The organism is Bradyrhizobium sp. LB14.3, from assembly GCF_040547985.1.
Taxonomy (GTDB): Bacteria; Pseudomonadota; Alphaproteobacteria; order Rhizobiales; family Xanthobacteraceae; genus Bradyrhizobium.
In genome coordinates, this window is the sequence record NZ_JBEPQT010000003.1 from 464,318 (window position 1) to 486,346 (window position 22,029).

The window sequence follows — 22,029 nt, forward strand, 5'->3', positions numbered from 1 at the left end:
GGCTGCTAGTACACTCGGCAGGTATTATACCTTTGCAATCGCTGGTGATAGCCGGTATCAGGGCGTCATGTCGCCGTCGAGCCGCGAGCCCATGCCTGCCGAGTCCGTCGATCCCGATCACAAGGCTTTCCTCGACGATTATGTGGCGCGCCTCCATCGCGCGACGGAGGTTGACGACGGGGTTTTCGCCAGTATCTCCGCCACCCGCGCGACCTGGTTGCGTGCGCGAGAGCAGGGCGGTCGCATCATCTTCATCGGCAATGGCGGCTCCGCCGGCATCGCTTCGCATCTCGCTATCGATCTGGCGAAGAACGCATCAGTGCCCGCACTCTGCTTCAGCGATGCCAGCATGATGTCGTGCCTTGCCAATGATTACGGTTTCGAGGATTGGCTCGCGCATGCGGTGCGGCTGAGCGCTCGCGCCGGCGATTGCCTCGTCGCGATCAGCTCGTCGGGGCGCTCGAAGAACATCCTCAATGCGGTCGCGCAGGCGCGGACGATGAAGCTCGACGTGATCACGCTGTCGGGCATGAATGCGGACAATCCGCTGCGCAATCTCGGCGACGTCGATTTTTACGTCGATAGCCGCAGCTACAACATCGTCGAGACCACGCACCAGTTCTGGATGATGGCCGCGATCGACCTCGTCATTGGTCGCGCGGAATATCCGGCATCCTGAGGCGGGAATTCGATGCAGTCGCGATTGAAGCAGGCGGCCTATTTTCGGTGAAGCTGCTGCTGTTGATCGCCGTGCCGGTGTACATTGGGCGCGCCACCCTTGACTCTCTTGACCAATGCCGTCTGACCAATGCCGTCGATCTGATCTTCACGGGGTGAGATTGCCTCATCCGCCCGCATGTCTCCGTTTTCCGGTCCCACGATGAAAAACCTGTTCTACGTCCGGCATACCTGCCGCCTCTGTCATTCGGACAAGCAAGAGCTGGTCGTCCCTATGGCAGGCATGCCCATCGGCACGCCGAACTTCCAGGTGCCGAACGCCAGCGTCGACGATCCCGTCTTTCGTGCCGCTGTGCCGATGGCGCTGCACCTGTGCGCAGACTGCGGCCATCTCCAGATTCTCCATGTCGGCAATCCCGAGATCCAGTACCGCAACTACGTCTACACCACCTCGCTCTCGCTCGGCCTGCGGGAGCATTTCGCGTGCTATGCCAACGACGTCGTCAGCCGTTTTGCCATCGCGCCGGGCTCGCTGGTCGTCGAACTCGGCAGCAATGACGGATCGCTGCTCGGCTTCTTTAGGGAGCGCGCCATGCGGGTGCTGGGTGTCGATCCCGCCGTCGACATCGCACGGCGGGCGACGGAAGCGGGGATCGAGACCATCGGCGATTTCTTCACCGATGCCATCGGTCATCGCATTCTGCAAAGCCACGGTGCGGCGAGCGTCGTGATCGCCAACAACATGATCGCCAATGTCGACAATCTTGATCCGCTGGTGATCGGGGTCCGCGACGTGCTGGCGCCGGACGGGCTGTTCGTTTTCGAAACGCAGTACGGCGTCGACGTCACTGAGAAGAACCTTCTCGACACCGTCTATCACGAGCATCTGTCGTATTTTAACTTCAAGCCGCTGACGCGCTTCTTCGCGCGGCTCGGCATGGAAGTGATCGACGTCCAGCACATCGAGACCAAGGGCGGCTCCATCCGCGTGACGGTGCAGCGTGCCGGCGGCCCGAAGAAGCCTTCCGCGGAGGTCGCGCGCTTCATCGGCGAGGAAGACCGGCTCGGCGTCGACCAGCCCGCCTACTATGTGCCCTATGCGCAGAGGATCGCCGCCATCCGCGACGAGTTGGTCGCGATGGCCGATGCCGCCCATGCGCGCGGTCAACTCGTGGCCGGCTACGGCGTGTCTGTCGGTACCACGACCCTGCTGCCGCAGTTCGGCCTGGAGACCAAGATCGACTTCCTGGTGGACGACGACCCCAAGAAGGGGAACGTGATGGCCGGCCCGGGCTACGACATCCCGATCCTGTCGCCCGCCGCCCTTTACGAGCGCAAGCCGGCATTCGTCGTCGTTTTCGCATGGCGCTACGTGGATCCGATCCGGGCCAAGCATGCCCGCTATTTCGCCGATGGCGGAAAGTTCGTTGTGCCGTTGCCGGGCATCTCGACGATCGATCGGGCCGATTGACCGCCCCAGGTCGCTAGAAGGGGTCCCAGGAGAGGGGAACCCAAGGTGTCGTTCTTCAAAGAACGGCGGAGGGCATGGGACCGCGCTTTGCAGGCGGCCGATAAGCCCTTGATCGGCATGGTCTCTGCTCGGTCGTCCGCGGAGGCCGGTTTACCCGCTGGCACCCTCTCGATCTTGACCTTTGCTCTCATCCGCAGTAGATACCGCGCACTCGCAGCCGGCCCGTTAGACGCGGATTTCCGGCGCGGCTTTGAAATCCCCGAACAATCGAGCCCGGATTCCGGCTCATCCTTCGAGACAGAGGGCTGGGCCAACGGCGGCTGTTCGGATCCCTGAAATTCATTCGCGTCTATCGACGGACGTTGGACATCAAACGATGGCAGTCAGCCCGTTCAAGTTCTTGCAGGAAGTGCGCTCGGAGACCGCCAAGGTCACCTGGCCGACCCGCCGTGAGACGACCATCACCACCATCATGGTGTTCGTCATGGTCGCCGTGGCCTCGATCTTCTTCTTCGCCGCCGACCAGGTCATCCGTTACCTCATCACCTTCCTTCTGGGCATCCACTGATGGCAACAGCAACGGCTCAATTGTCTGACAAGCGCTGGTACATCGTCCACGCCTATTCGAACTTCGAGAAGAAGGTCGCCGAATCGATCCGCGAGCAGGCCAAGCAGCGTGGGCTCGAGGAGCTGTTCGAGCTGGTGCTGGTTCCGACCGAGAAGGTCACGGAAGTGCGCCGCGGCCGCAAGATCGACGCCGAGCGCAAGTTCTTTCCGGGCTACGTGCTGGTGAAGATGAAGCTGACCGACGAGGCGTTTCATCTGATCAAGAACACGCCGAAGGTGACCGGCTTCCTCGGCGCGGAAAACAAGCCGATGCCGATCTCGGAAGCCGAGGCCATGCGCATCCTGCACCAGGTGCAGGAGGGCGTGGAACGGCCGAAGGCGTCGGTATCGTTCGAGATCGGCGAGAACGTGCGCGTGGCCGACGGCCCGTTCGCCTCGTTCTCGGGTGTCGTCGAGGAAATCGACGAGGCGCGTTCGCGCGTGAAGGTCGCGGTGTCGATCTTCGGCCGCGCCACGCCGGTCGAACTGGAATTCGGTCAGGTCGAGAAGGTCTGATCGGGCAGGCGTGAGACTTCGGTCTCGCGCGACAAGAGGCCGTGGGAGGGAGAGGGCGGTTGCCAGCCGCATCCGACCCAGACCACGAACCTGAAACCGCCGGTCCAGGCCGGCACAACAGGAGTGATACATGGCAAAGAAAGTGACCGGATACCTGAAGCTTCAGGTCCCGGCCGGTGCGGCGAATCCTTCGCCCCCGATCGGTCCCGCGCTTGGTCAGCGCGGTCTCAACATTATGGAGTTCTGCAAGGCGTTCAACGCCCAGACCCAGAAGGAAGAGAAGAACACCCCCATCCCGGTGGTCATCACCATCTATGCGGACCGTTCCTTCACCTTCGAGATGAAGACGCCGCCGATGTCCTTCTTCCTCAAGCAAGCTGCCAAGATCCAGTCCGGCTCGAAGGCGCCGGGCCGCGACAAGGCCGGCGCGGTGACCAAGGCGCAAGTGCGCGAGATCGCCGAGAAGAAGATGAAGGATCTCAATTGCGATACCATCGAATCGGCCATGAAGATGGTCGAGGGCTCTGCCCGCTCGATGGGTCTGGAAGTGGCAGGGTAAGCGGTCATGGCAATCGGAAAGCGTTTGAACAAAGCCCGCGAAGGTGTTGATCGCGAAAAGCTTTACCCGCTCGCGGACGCCATCAAGATGGTCAAGGAACGCGCGAAAGCGAAGTTCGACGAGACCATTGAGGTCGCGATCAATCTCGGCGTCGATCCGCGTCACGCCGACCAGATGGTCCGCGGCGTCGTGACCCTGCCGAACGGCACCGGCCGTACGCTCCGCGTCGGCGTGTTCGCCCGTGGCGCCAAGGCCGACGAAGCCAAGGCTGCGGGTGCCGACGTCGTCGGCGCCGAAGACCTGGTCGAAAAGGTGCAGAACGGCACGATCGATTTCGATCGTTGTATCGCGACCCCCGACATGATGCCGCTGGTCGGCCGTCTCGGTAAGGTGCTGGGCCCGCGCGGCCTGATGCCGAACCCGAAGATCGGCACCGTGACCATGGACGTCACTGGCGCGGTGAAGGGTGCCAAGGGCGGCTCGGTCGAGTTCCGTGTCGAGAAGGCCGGCATCCTGCAGGCCGGCGTCGGCAAGGCCTCGTTCTCCGAGGAGAAACTGGTCGAGAACATCAAGGCCCTGGCTGACGCTGTCTCTAAGGCCAAGCCGGCTGGTTCCAAGGGCACCTACATCCAGCGCGTTGCGGTGTCCTCGTCGATGGGCCCCGGCGTGAAGGTCGAGCCGGGCACCATTCTCGGCTAGGGTTTGTAAATGCATGAGGCGAGGGGCGGAATCGGGCAACCGATTCCGCCCCTCGTCGTTTGTGACGGTGTTCACTGGAAACAAGAACAATGACTGACAAGGTCCTGATCTACTCGCGCTTTCCCAAAACGATGATGGCGCGCTTCGCCGAGCGGTTCGATCTGCTCGACACCGGCGGCAAGCCCGCGCGCGAGGTGTTTTCGGCCGACGAGCTCGGTGGCATCCGCGCGGTGCTCACCGCGGGCGGCACGCCGCTCGGCGCGGAGGCGATGGACCTGTTTCCAAAGCTCGGCACCATCGTCTGCTACGGCACCGGCTATGACGGCGTCGATCTGAAGGCCGCCGCCGCGCGCAACATTGCGGTCGGCCACAGCCCCGGCGCCAATGCGGCCTCGGTCGCCGATATCGCGATGACCTTGATGCTGGCGACGACGCGACGGATCCTGGTTGCCGACCAATATGTCCGCAGCGGCGATTGGGCTGCCTCAAAGCAGTCGCCGATGATGCGCCCGCAGGCCGGCATGCCCGGCCGCCGCATCGGCGTCTACGGCATGGGCGAGATCGGCCGCAAGATCGCGGCGCGCTGCGCCGCCTTCGAGAGCGAAATCGGCTATTTCAGCCGCAGCAAACACGATCTGCCCTATCAATATTTCCCGACGCTGGAGGCGCTCGCCGACTGGAGCAGCGTGCTGATTATCGCGGTCCGGGCAGGGGCCGAGACCCAGCACGCCGTCAGCGCCGATATCCTCAGGCGCCTCGGGGCGGACGGCTACGTCGTCAACATCTCCCGTGGCTCGGTGATCGACGAGACTGCCCTGGTGACGGCTCTCACCGAGAAGACCATCGCCGGCGCGGGTCTCGACGTCTACGACAAGGAACCGCACGCGCCCGACGCGCTGACGGCGCTGCCCAATGTGGTGTTCGCCCCCCATATCGGCGGCCATACCCTCGAATCGCATGTTGCCATGCAGAGCTGCGTGCTGGCGAACCTGACCGCGTTTTTCGAGGGCAAGCCGCTGCCTTATGGGGTCAAATGAGCCCGAATCGACCCTTGTCGGCCCGGGTCAAGCGCCAGCGGCAACGGATTGGAACTGGTGTGAATTTTGCTCTTGGCAAGCCGGCCCTGAGCGGTTAAAGAACCGCTTCCGGACGTACCGGCCTTGGCTGGCGCGTTCGTGCACGCATTCCGAAAAACCCGATACGACAGGAGATCATTCCTTTTCAGGACGTCCGCAAGGATTTGCCGGAAAAGGAAAGAAAACCCGTTGGATGGTGGAATGCGGGCAGGGGTCGGGCGGTTCGCCGGCTGACCTTGTCCTGTCCAAGACTGCAGGCGCCTGCGGGGAATCTCGATTTCTCAACGGCTTAATCGCGTGGCCTGCATAGACGGGTGAAGACCAGATTTCACTTCGTGTCCACCTTAGGGTTGGCTGCGGAATGGGTTTGGTTCGGACCTCGACACGCCGTGGGCTCCAATGGGCTCCCGGAGGGCAGGCTTTGAATTGTCGTCTCGCCCGGCGCGTGTCCGAAGGGTTTTGGCCCAGAGGTTCAGGTTTTGGGTGGGACGATGGGTGCAACCCGGTGGTCCCGTTTCTCGCGATGACCGCCAACCGGAAAGAGCTTGCTGTGGAACGAGCGGCAAAAAAGGAAGCGGTCGAACAGCTCAATGGCATCTTCAAGGCCACGAGCGTCGCGGTCGTTGCCCAATATTCCGGCCTGACCGTTGTCCAGATGCAGAAGCTGCGCATGCAGATGAAGCAGGCTGGCGCCTCGGTGAAGGTCTCGAAGAACCGTCTCGCCAAAATTGCTCTTGAAGGCACTGACGTCGTTGCCATCGGTTCCATGTTGAAGGGACCGACTGTGATCGCCACTTCGGACGATCCGGTAGCGGCGCCAAAGGTCGCCGTCGAATTCGCCAAGGCGAACGAAAAGTTCGTCATCATTGGCGGCTCGATGGGAACGACCGTCCTGAATGTCGACGGCGTGAAGGCACTTGCCTCGCTGCCGTCGCTTGACGAACTGCGCGCCAAGATCGTCGGCCTTCTTGTGGCCCCGGCGACCAAGATCGCTCAGCTCGCCAATGCGCCCGCGGGCAAGCTCGCGCGCGTCATCCAGGCTTATGCCTCAAAGGGCGAAGCGGCCTGACGCCCTTCGCAAAACTCAAACCCGAACCAGATTACATTCAAGGAAACTGAACAATGGCTGACTTGCAGAAGATCGTTGACGACCTCTCGGGCCTCACCGTGCTCGAAGCTGCCGAACTCGCGAAGCTCCTCGAAGAGAAGTGGGGCGTTTCGGCTGCCGCGGCTGTCGCCGTGGCCGGTCCGGCTGGTGGTGGCGCTGCCGCCGCTCCGGTTGAAGAGAAGACCGAGTTCACGGTCGTTCTTGCCGCCGCCGGCGACAAGAAGATCGAGGTCATCAAGGAAGTCCGCGCCATCACCGGCCTGGGCCTGAAGGAAGCAAAGGACCTCGTCGAGGGCGCGCCGAAGCCTGTCAAGGAAGGCGTGAACAAGGACGAAGCCGAGAAGCTCAAGGCCCAGCTCGAGAAGGCTGGCGCGAAGGTCGAGCTCAAGTAAGCAACGCTTACTGATACGAGATCCCGGTGAGCATCAGCGAAGCCGGGATCTCGGTCCACTCCCCGAAAGAGTGGGCCAGATGCAAAAGGCGTGCGACGGAACGGCCCGACGCAGGTCGAACACGAAAAAGTGTGGGGATTTGAGGCTTTACCCCTCGAATCTGCACTACTGTCGTCCCATATCGGGTCGACAGCACGAAAGCGCGGTGGGCAGGGATGCCGGGTTTCCCTGTAAGCCGTTGGGAGAGCAAGCTATTTCGGGCTTTTGCAGTCCGTGAAGAGAATGGTTGTGACGGGCGGGCGCGCTACTGCGCCCCGCGCGTCGTTTTGCGTTTTGAAGGTCTGAAGAACAGATTCAGGACATTTCTACCTGAAACTGAGTCTCCGGTCCTCCAAAGCGGGTTCGAAAAATTCAACCCGGGGAGCGGCGGTAGCCGCGTTCCGGACGGCGCGCCCAGATCGGGCGCCGAAAATGAGAGGCCACGATGGCGCAGCAGACATTCACCGGTCGCAAACGCGTTCGCAAGTTCTTCGGACACATCAAGGAAGTTGCCGAGATGCCGAACCTCATCGAGGTTCAGAAGGCATCTTATGACCAGTTCCTGATGGTCGACGAGCCCCAGGGCGGGCGGTCCGATGAGGGCTTGCAGGCAGTGTTCCGCTCGGTGTTCCCGATCTCTGACTTCTCGGGCACCTCGATGCTGGAATTCGTCCGCTACGAGTTCGAGCCGCCGAAATACGACGTCGACGAGTGCCGCCAGCGCGGCATGACCTTCGCGGCACCCCTCAAGGTGACGCTGCGCCTCATCGTGTTCGATATCGACGAGGAAACCGGCGCGAAGTCGGTCAAGGACATCAAGGAGCAGGACGTCTACATGGGCGACATCCCGCTCATGACGATGAACGGCACCTTCATCGTCAACGGCACCGAGCGCGTCATCGTCTCGCAGATGCACCGCTCGCCCGGCGTGTTCTTCGACCACGACAAGGGCAAGACCCATTCCTCGGGCAAGCTGCTGTTCGCCGCCCGGGTGATCCCGTATCGCGGCTCATGGCTCGACATCGAGTTCGACGCCAAGGACATCGTCTATGCGCGTATCGACCGTCGCCGCAAGCTTCCGGTGACGTCGCTGATGTTCGCGCTCGGCCTCGACGGCGAGGCGATCCTCAGCACCTTCTACAAGAAGATCCAGTACAAGCGGATCAAGGAAGGCTGGCGTGTTCCGTTCGACGCCAATCGTTTCCGCGGCTACTCGACCATCAACGACCTGATCGACGCCGATACCGGCAAGGTCGTGCTCGAAGCCGGCAAGAAGCTCACCGTGCGCGGTGCGCGCCAGATGCAGGAGAAGGGCCTGAAGGCGCTGCGCCTGTCGGATGCGGAGCTCGTCGGCAACTACATCGCCGAGGACCTCGTCAATCCGAAGACCGGCGAGATCCACGCGGAAGCCGGTGAAGAGATCACCGACAAGTCGATGAAGGCTCTCAATGAGCACGGCTACAAGGAGCTGCCGCTGCTCGACATCGACCACGTCAATGTCGGCGCTTACATCCGCAACACGCTTTCGGCCGACAAGAACATGACGCGCGAGGACGCGCTGTTCGACATCTACCGCGTGATGCGTCCGGGCGAGCCGCCGACGCTGGATTCGGCGCAGGCAATGTTCCAGTCGCTGTTCTTCGACGGCGAGCGTTACGACCTCTCCGCGGTCGGCCGCGTCAAGATGAACATGCGCCTCGACCTCGATGCGCCCGACACCCAGCGCACGCTGCGCAAGGAAGACATCCTCTCCGTCATCAAGACGCTGGTGGATTTGCGCGACGGCAAGGGCGAGATCGACGACATCGACCATCTCGGCAACCGCCGTGTGCGTTCGGTCGGCGAGCTCATGGAGAACCAGTACCGCATCGGCTTGCTCCGCATGGAGCGCGCGATCAAGGAGCGCATGTCCTCGGTCGACATCGACACGGTCATGCCGCAGGACCTGATCAACGCGAAGCCGGCGGCCGCCGCCGTGCGCGAGTTCTTCGGCTCTTCGCAGCTCTCGCAGTTCATGGACCAGACCAACCCGCTGTCGGAGATCACCCACAAGCGCCGTCTCTCGGCGCTTGGACCGGGCGGTCTGACCCGCGAGCGCGCCGGCTTCGAGGTGCGCGACGTGCATCCGACGCATTACGGCCGCATCTGCCCGATCGAGACGCCGGAAGGTCCGAACATCGGCCTGATCAACTCGCTCGCGACTTTCGCGCGCGTGAACAAGTACGGCTTCGTCGAGACGCCTTACCGCAAGGTCAAGGACGGGCGCGTCACCGACGAGGTCGTGTACCTCTCGGCGATGGAAGAGGGTCGCTACACGGTCGCGCAGGCCAACGTGCCGCTCGATCCGAAGGGCCGCTTCACCGAAGATCTCGTGGTCTGCCGTCACGCCGGCGAAGTCTTGCCGGTGACCCCGGACAAGGTCGACTACATGGACGTGTCGCCGAAGCAGCTCGTTTCGGTCGCAGCCGCGCTGATCCCGTTCCTCGAGAACGACGACGCCAACCGCGCGCTGATGGGCTCGAACATGCAGCGCCAGGCGGTGCCGCTGGTTCGTGCCGAGGCGCCGTTCGTCGGCACCGGCATGGAAGGCGTGGTTGCGCGTGACTCGGGTGCTGCGATCGCGGCGCGCCGTTCGGGCGTGATCGACCAGATCGACGCAACCCGTGTCGTCATCCGCGCCACGGAAGATCTCGATCCGACCAAGTCGGGCGTCGATATCTACCGGCTGATGAAGTACCAGCGCTCGAACCAATCGACCTGCATCAACCAGCGTCCGCTGGTGAAGGTCGGCGACATCGTCAAGAAGGGCGACATCATCGCCGACGGCCCGTCGACCGATCTCGGCGAGCTCGCGCTCGGCCGCAACGTGCTGGTCGCGTTCATGCCGTGGAACGGCTACAACTTCGAAGACTCGATCCTGCTCTCCGAGCGGATCGTGAAGGAAGACGTCTTCACCTCGATTCACATCGAGGAGTTCGAGGTGATGGCCCGCGACACCAAGCTCGGGCCCGAGGAGATCACCCGCGACATTCCGAACGTGTCGGAAGAAGCGCTGAAGAACCTCGACGAAGCCGGTATCGTGTACATCGGCGCGGAAGTGCGCGCCGGCGACATCCTGGTCGGCAAGATCACTCCGAAGGGCGAAAGCCCGATGACGCCGGAAGAAAAGCTCCTGCGCGCCATCTTCGGTGAAAAGGCTTCCGACGTTCGCGACACCTCGCTGCGCGTTCCTCCGGGCGTGCAGGGCACCATCGTCGAAGTGCGCGTGTTCAACCGTCACGGCGTCGACAAGGACGAGCGTGCGCTGGCGATCGAGCGGGAAGAGATCGAACGTCTGGCCAAGGACCGCGACGACGAGCAGGCGATTCTGGACCGCAACGTCTACAACCGTCTTGCCGAGCTGCTCGAGGGACGGCAGGGCATCGCCGGTCCGAAGGGCTTCAAGAAGGACACCAAGATCACCCGTGCGGTGCTCGAGGAGTACCCGAAGTCGCAGTGGTGGCTGTTCGCTTCGCCGAACGACAAGCTGATGGCCGAGATCGAGGCCATGCGGAAGCAGTACGACGAGTCGAAGAAGGGGCTGGAACAGCGCTTCCTCGACAAGGTCGAAAAGCTTCAGCGCGGTGACGAGTTGCCGCCCGGCGTGATGAAGATGGTCAAGGTCTTCGTCGCGGTGAAGCGCAAGATCCAGCCCGGCGACAAGATGGCCGGCCGCCACGGCAACAAGGGCGTGGTGTCGAAGATCGTGCCGATCGAGGACATGCCGTTCCTCGAAGACGGTACGCATGCCGACATCGTGCTCAATCCGCTCGGCGTGCCCTCGCGCATGAACGTTGGACAGATCCTCGAGACCCATCTCGGCTGGGCCTGTGCCGGCCTCGGCAAGCGTATCGGCCAGACGGTCGATGCCTACCTGTCGAGGCAGGACATCAAGCCGCTGAAGGAAACCTTGAAGAAGGTCTACGGCGAGGACGAGACGATCAAGTCGCTCAACGACAACGAGTTGATCGAGCTCGGCCACAATCTGAGCCGCGGCGTGCCGATCGCGACGCCGGTGTTCGACGGCGCCAAGGAAGCGGACATCGAGGAGATGCTGAAGCTTGCCGGTCTCGACGCTTCGGGTCAGTCGACCGTCTATGACGGCCGCACCGGCGATGCCTTCGATCGCAAGGTGACGGTGGGCTACATCTACATGCTCAAGCTGCACCATCTCGTCGACGACAAGATCCACGCGCGTTCGATCGGTCCGTACTCGCTCGTCACCCAGCAGCCGCTGGGCGGCAAGGCGCAGTTCGGCGGCCAGCGCTTCGGCGAAATGGAAGTGTGGGCGCTCGAGGCTTACGGCGCGGCGTACACGCTCCAGGAAATGCTGACCGTGAAGTCGGACGACGTCGCCGGCCGTACCAAGGTGTACGAGGCGATCGTGCGTGGCGACGACACCTTCGAGGCCGGTATTCCGGAATCGTTCAACGTGCTGGTCAAGGAAATGCGCTCGCTCGGCCTCAACGTCGACCTGCACAATTCCAAGGTCGGACCGGGGACGGCGGAAGCGGCCGAGTAAGACGACCCTCATGCCCGGCCTGAACGGCCGGGCATCGGCGCCTAGTCCCCGAGTCGCGAGGGCAGGGCGCCCCGCATAGTGATTTTCGAATTTGCTGCCGGAGGCGACCGGCACGCGAGGAGAAGACGATGAACCAAGAAATTATGAATCTCTTTAATCCGACGACGCCGGCTCAGGTCTTCGACCAGATCCGGATCTCGATCGCGAGCCCTGAGAAGATTCTGTCCTGGTCGTACGGCGAGATCAAGAAGCCGGAAACCATCAACTACCGTACCTTCAAGCCCGAGCGCGACGGCCTGTTCTGCGCCCGCATCTTCGGGCCGATCAAGGACTACGAGTGCTTGTGCGGCAAGTACAAGCGCATGAAGTACAAGGGCATCATCTGCGAGAAGTGCTCGGTCGAGGTCACGCTGTCGCGCGTCCGGCGCGAGCGCATGGGCCATATCGAGCTCGCAGCCCCCGTTGCCCACATCTGGTTCCTGAAGTCGCTGCCCTCGCGCATCGGCCTCCTGCTCGACATGACGCTCAAGGATCTCGAGCGGATTCTCTACTTCGAATACTACGTCGTGCTCGAGCCGGGCCTCACCGCGCTGAAGGACCGTCAGCTGCTGTCGGAAGACGAGTATCTGAAGGCGCAGGACGAGTACGGCCAGGATTCCTTCACCGCCATGATCGGCGCGGAAGCGATCCGAGAGTTGCTCAAGGGCATGGATCTCGAGAAGCTCGAACTGACCTTGCGCGCGGAGATGCAGGAGACCGACTCCGACATCAAGCACAAGAAGCTCGCCAAGCGCCTGAAGATCGTGGAAGCGTTCCGCCACTCCGGCAACAAGCCGGAATGGATGATCATGACCGTGGTCCCGGTGATCCCGCCGGACCTGCGTCCGCTGGTGCCGCTCGACGGCGGCCGCTTCGCGACCTCGGACCTCAACGACCTCTACCGCCGCGTCATCAACCGCAACAACCGCTTGAAGCGGCTGATGGAGCTGCGCGCGCCTGACATCATCATCCGCAACGAGAAGCGCATGCTTCAGGAGGCCGTCGACGCACTGTTCGACAACGGCCGCCGCGGCCGCGTCATCACCGGTGCCAACAAGCGTCCGCTGAAGTCGCTCGCCGACATGCTCAAGGGCAAGCAGGGCCGCTTCCGTCAGAACCTGCTCGGCAAGCGCGTCGACTATTCGGGCCGTTCGGTGATCGTGGTCGGTCCCGAGCTGCGCCTGCATCAGTGCGGCCTGCCGAAGAAGATGGCGCTCGAGCTGTTCAAGCCGTTCATCTACTCGCGGCTTGATGCCAAGGGCCTGTCCACCACGGTGAAGCAGGCGAAGAAGCTGGTCGAGAAGGAACGGCCCGAGGTCTGGGACATCCTGGACGAGGTCATCCGCGAGCACCCGGTGCTGCTGAACCGCGCGCCGACGCTGCATCGCCTCGGCATTCAGGCGTTCGAGCCCGTGCTGATCGAGGGCAAGGCGATCCAGCTCCATCCGCTGGTCTGCGCCGCGTTCAACGCCGACTTCGACGGCGACCAGATGGCAGTGCACGTTCCGCTGTCGCTTGAGGCGCAGCTGGAAGCGCGCGTCCTGATGATGTCGACCAACAACATCCTGCATCCGGCGAACGGCCAGCCGATCATCGTGCCGTCGCAGGACATCGTGCTCGGTCTCTACTACGTCTCCATCATGCGCGAAGGCCTGCCCGGCGAGGGCAAGATCTTCGGCGAGATGGCTGAGCTCGAGCACGCACTGCACGCGAAGGTCATCCACCTCCACACCAAGATCAGGTACCGGTGGGAAGGCATTGACGAGACCGGCAAGATTTCCAAGCGCTGGATCGAAACCACCGCTGGCCGAGTCATGCTGGGCAACCTGCTGCCGCGGAATCCGCGGGTTCCGTTCGAGATCATCAACAAGCTGATGACCAAGCGCGAAATCTCCGGCGTCATCGACCAGGTCTACCGCCACTGCGGCCAGAAGGAGACGGTGATCTTCTGCGACCGCATCATGGCGCTCGGCTTCTACAACGCGTTCAAGGCCGGCATCTCGTTCGGCAAGGACGACATGGTCGTGCCGCACTCCAAGTGGAAGATCGTCGACACCACCCGTACGCTGGCGAAGGATTTCGAGCAGCAGTACAACGACGGCCTGATCACCCATGGCGAGAAGTACAACAAGGTCGTCGACGCCTGGTCGAAGGCCACGGAAGAAATCGCCAAGGCGATGATGAAGGAGATCTCCTCGACCAAGAAGACGGCGAGCGGGGCGGATGCCGACATCAACTCGATCTACATGATGGCTCACTCCGGTGCCCGCGGTTCGCCGGCCCAGATGCGCCAGCTCGCCGGCATGCGCGGCCTGATGGCCAAGCCGTCGGGTGAGATCATCGAGACGCCGATCATCTCGAACTTCAAGGAAGGCCTCTCGGTGCTCGAGTACTTCAACTCGACCCACGGCGCCCGTAAGGGTCTCGCGGACACCGCGTTGAAGACCGCGAACTCCGGCTATCTGACCCGTCGTCTGGTCGACGTCGCGCAGGACTGCATCATCACGCAGAACGACTGCGGCACCAAGCTCGGCATCAAGATGCGCGCCATCGTCGATGCCGGCACCGTGGTCGCCTCGCTCGGCTCGCGCATCCTGGGCCGCACGGCCTGCGAAGACGTGCGTGACAGCTCGGGCAAGGTGATCTTCAAGCGCGGTACGCTGATGGAAGAGAGCCATCTGGATGCCATCCACCAGGGTGGCGTGCAGGAGGTGAAGATCCGTTCGGCTCTGACCTGCGAGCTCGTCAACGGCATCTGCGGCATGTGCTACGGACGCGACCTCGCCCGCGGTACGCCGGTCAACCACGGCGAAGCCGTCGGCGTCATCGCGGCGCAGTCGATCGGCGAGCCCGGCACCCAGCTGACCATGCGCACCTTCCACATCGGTGGTGCGGCGCAGCTCAACGAGCAGTCGTTCGTCGAATCCAACTTCGACGGCAAGATCGTGATCAGGAACAAGGCCATCGCCCGCAACAGCGACGGCCACCTGGTCGCAATGGTCCGCAACATGGTGATCGCGATCGTCGATGCCGACGGCACCGAGCGTGCGACGCACCGTATTCAGTACGGTTCGCGCCTGCACATCGACGAGGGCGACATGGTCAAGCGCGGCCAGCGTATCGTCGAGTGGGATCCCTACACCCGTCCGCTCCTCACCGAGGTCGAAGGCACCATCGGCTTCGAGGATCTGGTCGAGGGACAGTCGATCTCGGAAACGCTCGACGAGGCCACCGGTATCGCCAAGCGCGTGGTCATCGACTGGCGCTCGATGCGCGGCGGCGCGGACCTGCGTCCGGCCATCGTGATCAAGGGCAAGGACGGCAAGGTGCTCAAGCTCGCCCGTGGCGGCGATGCTCGCTACATGCTGTCGGTCGACGCCATTCTGTCGGTCGACATCGGAGCCAAGGTCCAGGCGGGCGACATCCTCGCCCGTGTCTCGACCGAAAGCGCCAAGACGCGTGACATCACCGGCGGTCTGCCGCGGGTGGCGGAATTGTTCGAGGCACGGCGTCCGAAGGATGCGGCGATCATCGCCGAAATCGCGGGCACCATCCGGTTTGGGCGCGACTACAAGAACAAGCGTCGCATCTCGATCGAGCCGATGGACAAGACCGAAGAGGCACGCGAGTACCTGATCCCGAAGGGCAAGCACATCCACCTTCAGGACGGCGACGTCGTCGAAAAGGGCGACTTCATCGTGGAAGGCAATCCGGCGCCGCACGACATTCTGGCGGTCAAGGGCATCGAGGAACTCGCGGCCTATCTGGTCAACGAGATCCAGGAAGTCTACCGGCTCCAGGGCGTGCTCATCAACGACAAGCACATCGAGGTGATCGTCCGTCAGATGCTCCAGAAGGTGGAAGTCACCGACCAGGGCGACACGGACATGATCTCGGGCGAACAGATCGACAAGATCGAGTTCGACCAGATCAACGCGAAGGCCAAGGAAGAGGGCAAGAAGATCGCCACGGCAACGCCGGTTCTGCTCGGCATCACCAAGGCGAGCCTTCAGACCCGCTCCTTCTTCTCGGCGGCCTCGTTCCAGGAGACCACCCGCGTCCTCACGGAAGCGGCGGTCAACGGCAAGGTCGATCCGCTCGAAGGCCTCAAGGAGAACGTTATCGTCGGCCGGCTGATCCCGGCAGGCACCGGCGCCTCCATGGCCAAGATCCGCGAAGTCGCCGTGAAGCGCGACAAGATGATCCTCGACGAGCGCGAGAAGCAGGCGGCCGTCGTGTCGCCCGCGCCGGAAGTCGAGCCGATGGCGCTGCCGCCCGCGGAATGATCGTTCATCCGTAGGACTACCGAGAACAATGAAAAGGCCGGCGCAAGCCGGCCTTTTTGCTGCTTTGTTTGCCTGCTGCGGTGCAGGATCAACATTTGTTCATCTTTCCTTCAGCCGCAAAAGCGCTTCTGCTAGGGGAGTTTAGACCGGTGGGGTCCCGTGACGGGGGCGGGGCCGGAGACCACGGATCTGACATGCTTGATCTCGCAATCGTAGGCGGCGGCCCCGGTGGGCTGATGAGCGCCTGGTACCTGAAACGCAAGCTCGGGGACCTCTGCCGCGTCACCATCTACGAGGCGTCCGATCGGCTCGGCGGCAAGATCGTCACGCGCAAATTCGATTCCGCGCCCGCGATGTACGAGGCTGGCGTCGCCGAGATCTACGACTACTCGATGACCGGGCCGGATCCGCTGCGCGAGCTGATCCAACATTTCGGACTACAGACCATTCCCATGGATGCCGAGCAGGTGCAGTTCGGCGGCGAACTCCTCGACGACGTGCCGGGCATGCGCCGCAAATACGGCGCCAAGACCGCGGACGCGATCGAATCGTTCCGCAAGCGCTGCGCCGAGACGATGACGCCGATCGAATATTACGAGGGTGTCGGCGCGCACGACAACGAGAACCCCTGGGCCTACAAGACCGCCGAGCAGGTGCTCGACGAGGAGGTTGAGGACGAAACAGCAAAGCGCTTCTTCAAGGTGATGGCGCGCTCGGACCTCGCTACCGAGAGTCACAACACCAACGGCCTCAACGCGCTCAAGAACTATCTGATGGATGTCGACGGCTATATCGGCCTCTATTCCATCCAGAACGGCAACGAGCAGCTGATCGAATGCCTGCAGTCGGAGGTCAACGCCAATATCCAGCTCAATCACCGCGTGCTCACCGTCGGCAAGGCGCCGACCGGCCGCTACCAGCTCAAGATGATGAACGGCAAGGGACCGGAGACGCGGGACTTCGATCTCGTGCTGATGTGCCTGCCGCATTCCTGGCTTTCCACCGTCGGCTGGGAAGGCGAGCAGCTCCGCAAGTCGATGGTCAAGCACGTCTCCTACTTCGACCGTCCCGCGCACTACCTCCGCGTCTCGATCCTGTTCGACACGCCGTTCTGGGGCGACAAGATCGTCGGCGCGTGGTTCATGTCGGAGGCCTTCGGTGGCTGCTGCGTCTACAACGAGGGCGCGCGCCACGACGTCGGCAAGCACGGCGTCTTGAACTGGCTGATTCCCGGCTCCGATGCGCTGGCCTTCGCCAATTTGTCGGACCAGGAGCTGATCGATGCCGCGCTGAAATCGCTGCCGGCCTCGCTCGGCGACGCGCGCGCGCATTGCATGGAAGGCAAGATCCACCGCTGGCTGTCGTCGGTGAACGCGATTCCGGGCGGTCTGCCCGTGCGCGACGTCATGACCAATCACCGGCCCGAGCCGAAGGAGCACCCCGGCATCGTGGTGGTCGGCGACTATCTGTTCGACTCGACGCTGAATGGCCTGCTCGATTCCTCCGACGCGGCGACCGACATCATCCTGACCGAGATGATGCGCCTGCGCCGCGAGCGCGCGCAGGACGACAAGCCGCTCTCCGACAAGGTCGATCGCGAGTATTTCGAGAACTATCGCGGCCTCGGCCCCTACGGCGAGGCGTGGCGTCACTTCACCGATCCCGATTACCTGGCCAAGCTGATCGGCATCGTCTGGGGCAAGACCGAGGGCGCCAAGCTATTGGTCGCGGGCTCGGCCAGCGGTGAGCTGGTCGGTGCGCTGCGCGATCGCGGCATCGACGCCTTCGGCATCGAGAACAACCGCGCCATCCACGCCAAAACGCCGAAGGCGCTGAAGAAATACAACAAGCTCGGCTCGATCACCGACATGCCGTTCAAGAACGGCGCGTTCGATTTCGTGTTCGAGACCAGCCTCTGCCACGTTTCCCCGAAGCAGGTGGTCCGCGCGATCCGGGAGCTGAACCGCGTGGTCAAGACCGGCCTCGTGTTCGGCTCGATCACCTCGGACATGGCTTCAGTGGTGATCGACCGCTATGACCTGTTGCGCGGTGTCAAGAAGCTCGGCACCTGGTGGGAATGGTCCGAGCTGTTCTTCGGCAACGGCTTCGACCTGTCGATGCACCGCAAGGACTGCAGCGACGCGCTCTGGGAGGCGACGCTCGCCGCCAACAAGGGCCCGGGTCAGTGGTATGCCGACGCCGACTCCTTGCGCTATTCCTTTTTCGACAAGGTCGAGGACGAGGAAGACGACTAGCCGCTTCGAGCGGGCGCCTTCGCCAATTGTTTTGCCGAATTCATCTTGATCGCATAGAATCGGTGCAATGGCGGTTGCCGCTATTTTCTGCTTTCTCTGCGGTCATGCCGGCCGTCAGCATCGGTTGGTTTCATGGCATCCAAGCCTCTCTCGCCCGACAACCAGAAGCTTGCCGCGGAAGACGCGGCCGAGCTCGACGACAAGCTCGCCTCCACTGCCAAGCCGGATCTCGAAGGAGACGAGGACGATGAAGAAGAGGAGGATGACGAGCTGGAGCTCGATGACGACGATGAGGACGAGGATCTCGTCGTCTTTACCGCGCGCGAAGCCGCCGGCGCGCTCGCGACCATCCTGGGTTTCGTCAAACCTTATCTGACGAACTACAAGCGGATGCTGTCATTCGTGGCGTTCGGCGTCTTCGTCGAGACGCTGTTCAACGTCATCATGCCGCTCAGCCTGAAGTTCCTGATCGACGATGCGCTCGGCGAGGAGGATTTCCAGGCGCTGTACAAGATCCTCGGCGTGCTCGCGGTCGCCGGCATCTTCACCTCGATCGTCGCGATCTGGTACGAGCGCTGGGATGCGCGGCTCGCGGCCTGCATCATCTCCGACGTCCGCAAACGGCTGTTCGAGCATGTCCAGGACCTGCCGGCGGCCTATTTCGGCCGCACCAAGCGCGGCGAAATCCTGTCGCGCTTCTCCGTCGACCTCGCGGCCTTCGAGGGCTCGGTCAAGACCTTTGCCAACAGCGCGGCACTGCCGTTCCTGGAGTTGATCGCGGGGATCATCCTGATGGTGTTCCTGAACTGGCAGCTCGCGGTGGTTGCGCTGCTGGTGTTTCCGATCACGCTGATCGGTCCGCGCATGCTCACGCCGAAGGCTGTTCAGGCGAACTACGAGCAGAAGCTCAACGAGTCCGCGCTGCTCGGCATGGTGCAGGAGAACGTGGCGGCGCAGGCCGTGATCAAGGCTTTCAGCCTGCAGCGCCGGATGTTCGGCTTCTTCAAGTTCCGCAACGACGAGACACGAAACAGGATGGCCTCGGCGGCGTTCCTGTCGACCATGGTGGAGCGGACGGTCACCATCTCGGTGCTGCTCTTGCATATCGTCGTGCTCGCGATCGGTGCGTATCTGGCGACCAAGGGCCAGATCACCATCGGCACCTTCGTCACCTTCGAGAGCGCGTTCTGGGAGGTGTCCTACAACATCGCCCATGTGATGCATTTCATTCCCGTGTCGATCTCCTCGGCAGCCGCGATCCGTCACATGCAGGAGCTGCTCGACGAGCCGACGCGCAGCGCCGATCGTGCTGGCGCGCCCGACCTGCCGCGCATCACCAACGACATCACCTTCGACCACGTGTCGTTCCAGTACCAAGGCAGCCAGACGCCGGTGCTGGACAATCTCAGCCTCAAGCTCAATGTCGGCAAGCGCATCGCCATCGTCGGCCCCTCGGGCTCCGGCAAGAGCACGCTGCTGAACCTGATCCTGCGGCTCTACGTGCCGGACGAGGGGCGCGTCACCATCGACGGCGTCGACGTCCGCAAGGTGACACTGGATTCGCTGCGCCGGAGCATGGCGGTGGTGTTCCAGGAGAACATGCTGTTCAACATGTCGATCCGCGAGAACATCCGGCTCGGCAAGGAGGGCGCGACCGACGAGGAGGTGGAGGAGGCGGCCAGGAAGGCCGAGATCCACCGCTACATCATGAGCCTGCCGCAGCGATACGACACGTCGGTGGGCGAGCGCGGCGATACCTTGTCGGGCGGCCAGCGCCAGCGTATCGCGATCGCGCGCGCGGTCATCCGTAATCCCTCCGTGCTGCTGCTGGACGAAGCCACCTCGGCACTCGACCAGACCACGGAAGCCGCGATCAACCGCACGCTGCTGAAGGTCGCCAAGGGCCGCACCATGATCTGGTCGACCCACCGCCTGTCCTCGGTGGTCGAGATGGACGAGATCATCGTGATTTCAGGGGGCAGGGCGATCGAGCGCGGCTCGCATGCCGAGCTGCTGGCCACGAACGGCACCTATCGCAAGCTGTGGAACGACCAGACCCACCAGCCGCATGGCGCGGCGGCTCACGTCGACGAGGACAGCGACGAGGATGGAGACGACCTCGACGAGGATGATGAGGACGACGACGAGGAGTGACCGAGGAAGTTCGGCTCCAGATGAACTGCGCCTCCAAGCGGCCGCAATAGCCCCTGAACCGACCAGGCAATGAAGCGTGCCCAGCGCTGCGCCGTCCAGTAGGGGCTTGTCGCAATCGAGACCGAGCGGAAGTCGAACGCCTTCGCCGCCGACCATTCATCGCACTCCCGCTTGACCGGATCTGCGTAGAAGGCCGCGATCTTGCTTGTATCCATCCCGTCGGAGGCCAGCCACTGCGGGATGTAGACGTTGCAGAGCCGCTCGACGTCGGTGAAGACCTTGTCGCAGCCGGTGCCGGCGGCGGGGCAGGAGGTCGAGAAGGCATCGCCCACCAGCACCAGGCCGGGCTGGCCGCTTGCATCGTTCACATAGAGATCGACCGGGCGGATTTTCAGCTCACCGGGAATTTCGAATGGGCCGGTGATGCGCTTGAGCCGTGGCAGCGCGACGTTCAGCGTCTCGGCTGGCGCGCGGCGCAGCTCACGTAGCCAAGGATCGTCGAAGCCACGATAGACGAACAGATTGGCGCGCATCCGCGTGCCGATCGGAAACAGCGAGGTAGGGGATGCGGTCGCTCGGCCGTTCCGAGAAATAGGTCAGCGCCGGGAAGTCGAACGAATCCCGTCCCGCGGGCACCACGTCGAACCCGATCGAAATCGAATGGCAGGCACTAACGATTTTCCGCGCGATTCCCAGCTGATGGCGCAGGCCGACGTTGAGGCCGTTGGCGAGCACGACCAGCCGGGCGGAGATCAGCTCGTCGTTGGAGAGAGTGATCTTCTGCCGCTCCGCGCTCGTCTCGACCGAAACGGCCTTGGCGCAGATGCGCTCGACGCCGGCAGGAATTTCGTCGCGGACGGCGTTGACGAGCGAATCGTAGAGGATGTTGAACTGCCGGCTTGGCGCCTTGTCGAGGAGGCGGCCGAATCGCGCGATCCAGTTCTCGCCCACGAAGGTCGCGCGGCGCAGCACCGATTCGGCGATTCCAGTCCGCAAGAATCGCTCGAGTTGCGTGTGACCGCTGATTTTTTCGACTCGAAAGTCCGCCGAATAGCTCTCATGCGGATCAATCAAGACGGTCGACATGCCGCTACGGCCGAGCATCGCGGCGGCGGTCGAGCCGGACAATCCCTCGCCGATAATGGCAATGTCCGTGTACCGCATGGCGCAAATCTCTGCCGAAGGCGGCACATTGACGCTCCAACAGAAAAAAAAGCCTTAGCGAGGGTTATAAAAGTATATTTGACCCGGATGTAAATAGGTTCCAGTAGCGGAGCATGCTCTTCGTTCCCATATCGGGAGGACGCAGCGAGGCGGCCAGAAAGCGTTTTCGACAGGCGCGGGAAGCGCTTCTGACTGTCGTTTCGTCTTGACTTGACCGACACCCACTTATAGAAAGCGGCCACTTAACGACAGGCGGTGAGCATCGCCAGCGTCGGAACGGGCCACCCACTTGATCCCTCTGGGGTTACCAAGGCGGGCACCAACCTCGACGAATGCCGCTCAAACGCTGTCGATCATAGCTAGGCAATGCCAGTGCGATTTTAGGTCTCTTGAGCATGTTCTCTCGAGATCGAATTCGGATGCATG

Annotated in this window: 14 protein-coding genes and 1 pseudogene; 14 read left to right on the forward strand and 1 reads right to left on the reverse strand. The window is 62.7% G+C overall.

All coding sequences use genetic code 11. The features are described from left to right. Positions 1–91: 91 nt before the first annotated feature. The 14 genes from ABIB00_RS09580 (at position 92) to ABIB00_RS09645 (ending at position 20,439) form a co-directional block, all read left to right on the forward strand. On the forward strand, positions 92–679 hold the full coding sequence (locus ABIB00_RS09580) for an SIS domain-containing protein (RefSeq protein ID WP_354104151.1): 588 nt from the start codon (positions 92–94) through the stop codon (positions 677–679). Between the two features lie 201 nt (positions 680–880). Continuing rightward, on the forward strand, positions 881–2,149 hold the full coding sequence (locus ABIB00_RS09585) for a methyltransferase domain-containing protein (RefSeq protein WP_354104152.1): 1,269 nt from the start codon (positions 881–883) through the stop codon (positions 2,147–2,149). A 45-nt stretch (positions 2,150–2,194) separates the two neighbouring features. Further along, positions 2,195–2,485: a hypothetical protein gene (locus ABIB00_RS09590; RefSeq protein ID WP_354104153.1), complete on the forward strand. Its 291-nt coding sequence runs from the start codon at positions 2,195–2,197 to the stop codon at positions 2,483–2,485. Between the two features lie 40 nt (positions 2,486–2,525). Continuing rightward, positions 2,526–2,717 carry a preprotein translocase subunit SecE gene (gene secE, locus ABIB00_RS09595; protein ID WP_045008229.1) on the forward strand — a complete coding sequence of 64 codons (192 nt, stop codon included), beginning with the start codon at positions 2,526–2,528 and terminating at the stop codon, positions 2,715–2,717. Continuing rightward, a complete protein-coding gene (nusG, locus tag ABIB00_RS09600; RefSeq protein ID WP_007602985.1) occupies positions 2,717–3,271 on the forward strand; it encodes a transcription termination/antitermination protein NusG in 555 nt (184 codons plus the stop codon). Before secE ends, nusG begins: the two co-directional genes overlap by 1 nt. A 130-nt stretch (positions 3,272–3,401) precedes the next feature. Next, complete coding sequence (gene rplK / locus ABIB00_RS09605; RefSeq protein ID WP_045008228.1) at positions 3,402–3,830, forward strand: 50S ribosomal protein L11; 429 nt, start codon at positions 3,402–3,404, stop codon at positions 3,828–3,830. A 6-nt stretch (positions 3,831–3,836) separates the two neighbouring features. Further along, positions 3,837–4,529, forward strand: a complete 693-nt coding sequence (gene rplA, locus ABIB00_RS09610; RefSeq protein WP_092034881.1) for a 50S ribosomal protein L1 — start codon at positions 3,837–3,839, stop codon at positions 4,527–4,529. Positions 4,530–4,618: 89 nt separating this feature from the next. Further along, complete coding sequence (locus tag ABIB00_RS09615; RefSeq protein WP_354104154.1) at positions 4,619–5,566, forward strand: 2-hydroxyacid dehydrogenase; 948 nt, start codon at positions 4,619–4,621, stop codon at positions 5,564–5,566. Positions 5,567–6,155: 589 nt separating this feature from the next. Continuing rightward, positions 6,156–6,674, forward strand: coding sequence for a 50S ribosomal protein L10 (rplJ, locus tag ABIB00_RS09620; RefSeq protein WP_354050965.1), 519 nt, complete (start codon positions 6,156–6,158; stop codon positions 6,672–6,674). A 53-nt stretch (positions 6,675–6,727) separates the two neighbouring features. Next, positions 6,728–7,105, forward strand: coding sequence for a 50S ribosomal protein L7/L12 (gene rplL / locus ABIB00_RS09625; RefSeq protein WP_247445978.1), 378 nt, complete (start codon positions 6,728–6,730; stop codon positions 7,103–7,105). Between the two features lie 484 nt (positions 7,106–7,589). Beyond that, positions 7,590–11,705: a DNA-directed RNA polymerase subunit beta gene (rpoB, locus tag ABIB00_RS09630; RefSeq protein WP_354104155.1), complete on the forward strand. Its 4,116-nt coding sequence runs from the start codon at positions 7,590–7,592 to the stop codon at positions 11,703–11,705. A 128-nt stretch (positions 11,706–11,833) separates the two neighbouring features. After that, positions 11,834–16,030 (forward strand): DNA-directed RNA polymerase subunit beta', encoded by a 4,197-nt coding sequence (gene rpoC, locus ABIB00_RS09635; protein ID WP_247445977.1) that lies wholly within the window; start codon positions 11,834–11,836, stop codon positions 16,028–16,030. 194 nt (positions 16,031–16,224) lie between these two features. Then, positions 16,225–18,285, forward strand: a complete 2,061-nt coding sequence (locus ABIB00_RS09640; RefSeq protein WP_354104156.1) for an FAD-dependent oxidoreductase — start codon at positions 16,225–16,227, stop codon at positions 18,283–18,285. Between the two features lie 132 nt (positions 18,286–18,417). Then, the gene (locus ABIB00_RS09645; RefSeq protein WP_354104157.1) at positions 18,418–20,439 is read left to right on the forward strand and encodes an ABC transporter ATP-binding protein; all 2,022 of its coding nucleotides are present in this window, start codon (positions 18,418–18,420) and stop codon (positions 20,437–20,439) included. Here the strand turns inward: ABIB00_RS09645 and ABIB00_RS09650 are convergent. After that, positions 20,367–21,603 (reverse strand): annotated as a pseudogene (locus ABIB00_RS09650) (FAD-dependent oxidoreductase). The gene ABIB00_RS09645 and the pseudogene ABIB00_RS09650 sit on opposite strands and share 73 nt — an antisense overlap. Positions 21,604–22,029 lie beyond the last annotated feature (426 nt).

Excerpts from the sequence above, each read along its gene's own strand:
- ABIB00_RS09585 (WP_354104152.1), top strand. The coding sequence starts at position 881 with ATGAAAAACCTGTTCTACGTCCGGCATACCTGCCGCCTCTGTCATTCG.
- ABIB00_RS09640 (WP_354104156.1), top strand. The coding sequence starts at position 16,225 with ATGCTTGATCTCGCAATCGTAGGCGGCGGCCCCGGTGGGCTGATGAGC.
- rplA (WP_092034881.1), top strand. The coding sequence starts at position 3,837 with ATGGCAATCGGAAAGCGTTTGAACAAAGCCCGCGAAGGTGTTGATCGC.
- ABIB00_RS09645 (WP_354104157.1), top strand. The coding sequence starts at position 18,418 with ATGGCATCCAAGCCTCTCTCGCCCGACAACCAGAAGCTTGCCGCGGAA.
- rpoB (WP_354104155.1), top strand. The coding sequence starts at position 7,590 with ATGGCGCAGCAGACATTCACCGGTCGCAAACGCGTTCGCAAGTTCTTC.
- secE (WP_045008229.1), top strand. The coding sequence starts at position 2,526 with ATGGCAGTCAGCCCGTTCAAGTTCTTGCAGGAAGTGCGCTCGGAGACC.
- nusG (WP_007602985.1), top strand. The coding sequence starts at position 2,717 with ATGGCAACAGCAACGGCTCAATTGTCTGACAAGCGCTGGTACATCGTC.
- rplK (WP_045008228.1), top strand. The coding sequence starts at position 3,402 with ATGGCAAAGAAAGTGACCGGATACCTGAAGCTTCAGGTCCCGGCCGGT.
- ABIB00_RS09580 (WP_354104151.1), top strand. The coding sequence starts at position 92 with ATGCCTGCCGAGTCCGTCGATCCCGATCACAAGGCTTTCCTCGACGAT.
- rplL (WP_247445978.1), top strand. The coding sequence starts at position 6,728 with ATGGCTGACTTGCAGAAGATCGTTGACGACCTCTCGGGCCTCACCGTG.
- ABIB00_RS09615 (WP_354104154.1), top strand. The coding sequence starts at position 4,619 with ATGACTGACAAGGTCCTGATCTACTCGCGCTTTCCCAAAACGATGATG.
- rpoC (WP_247445977.1), top strand. The coding sequence starts at position 11,834 with ATGAACCAAGAAATTATGAATCTCTTTAATCCGACGACGCCGGCTCAG.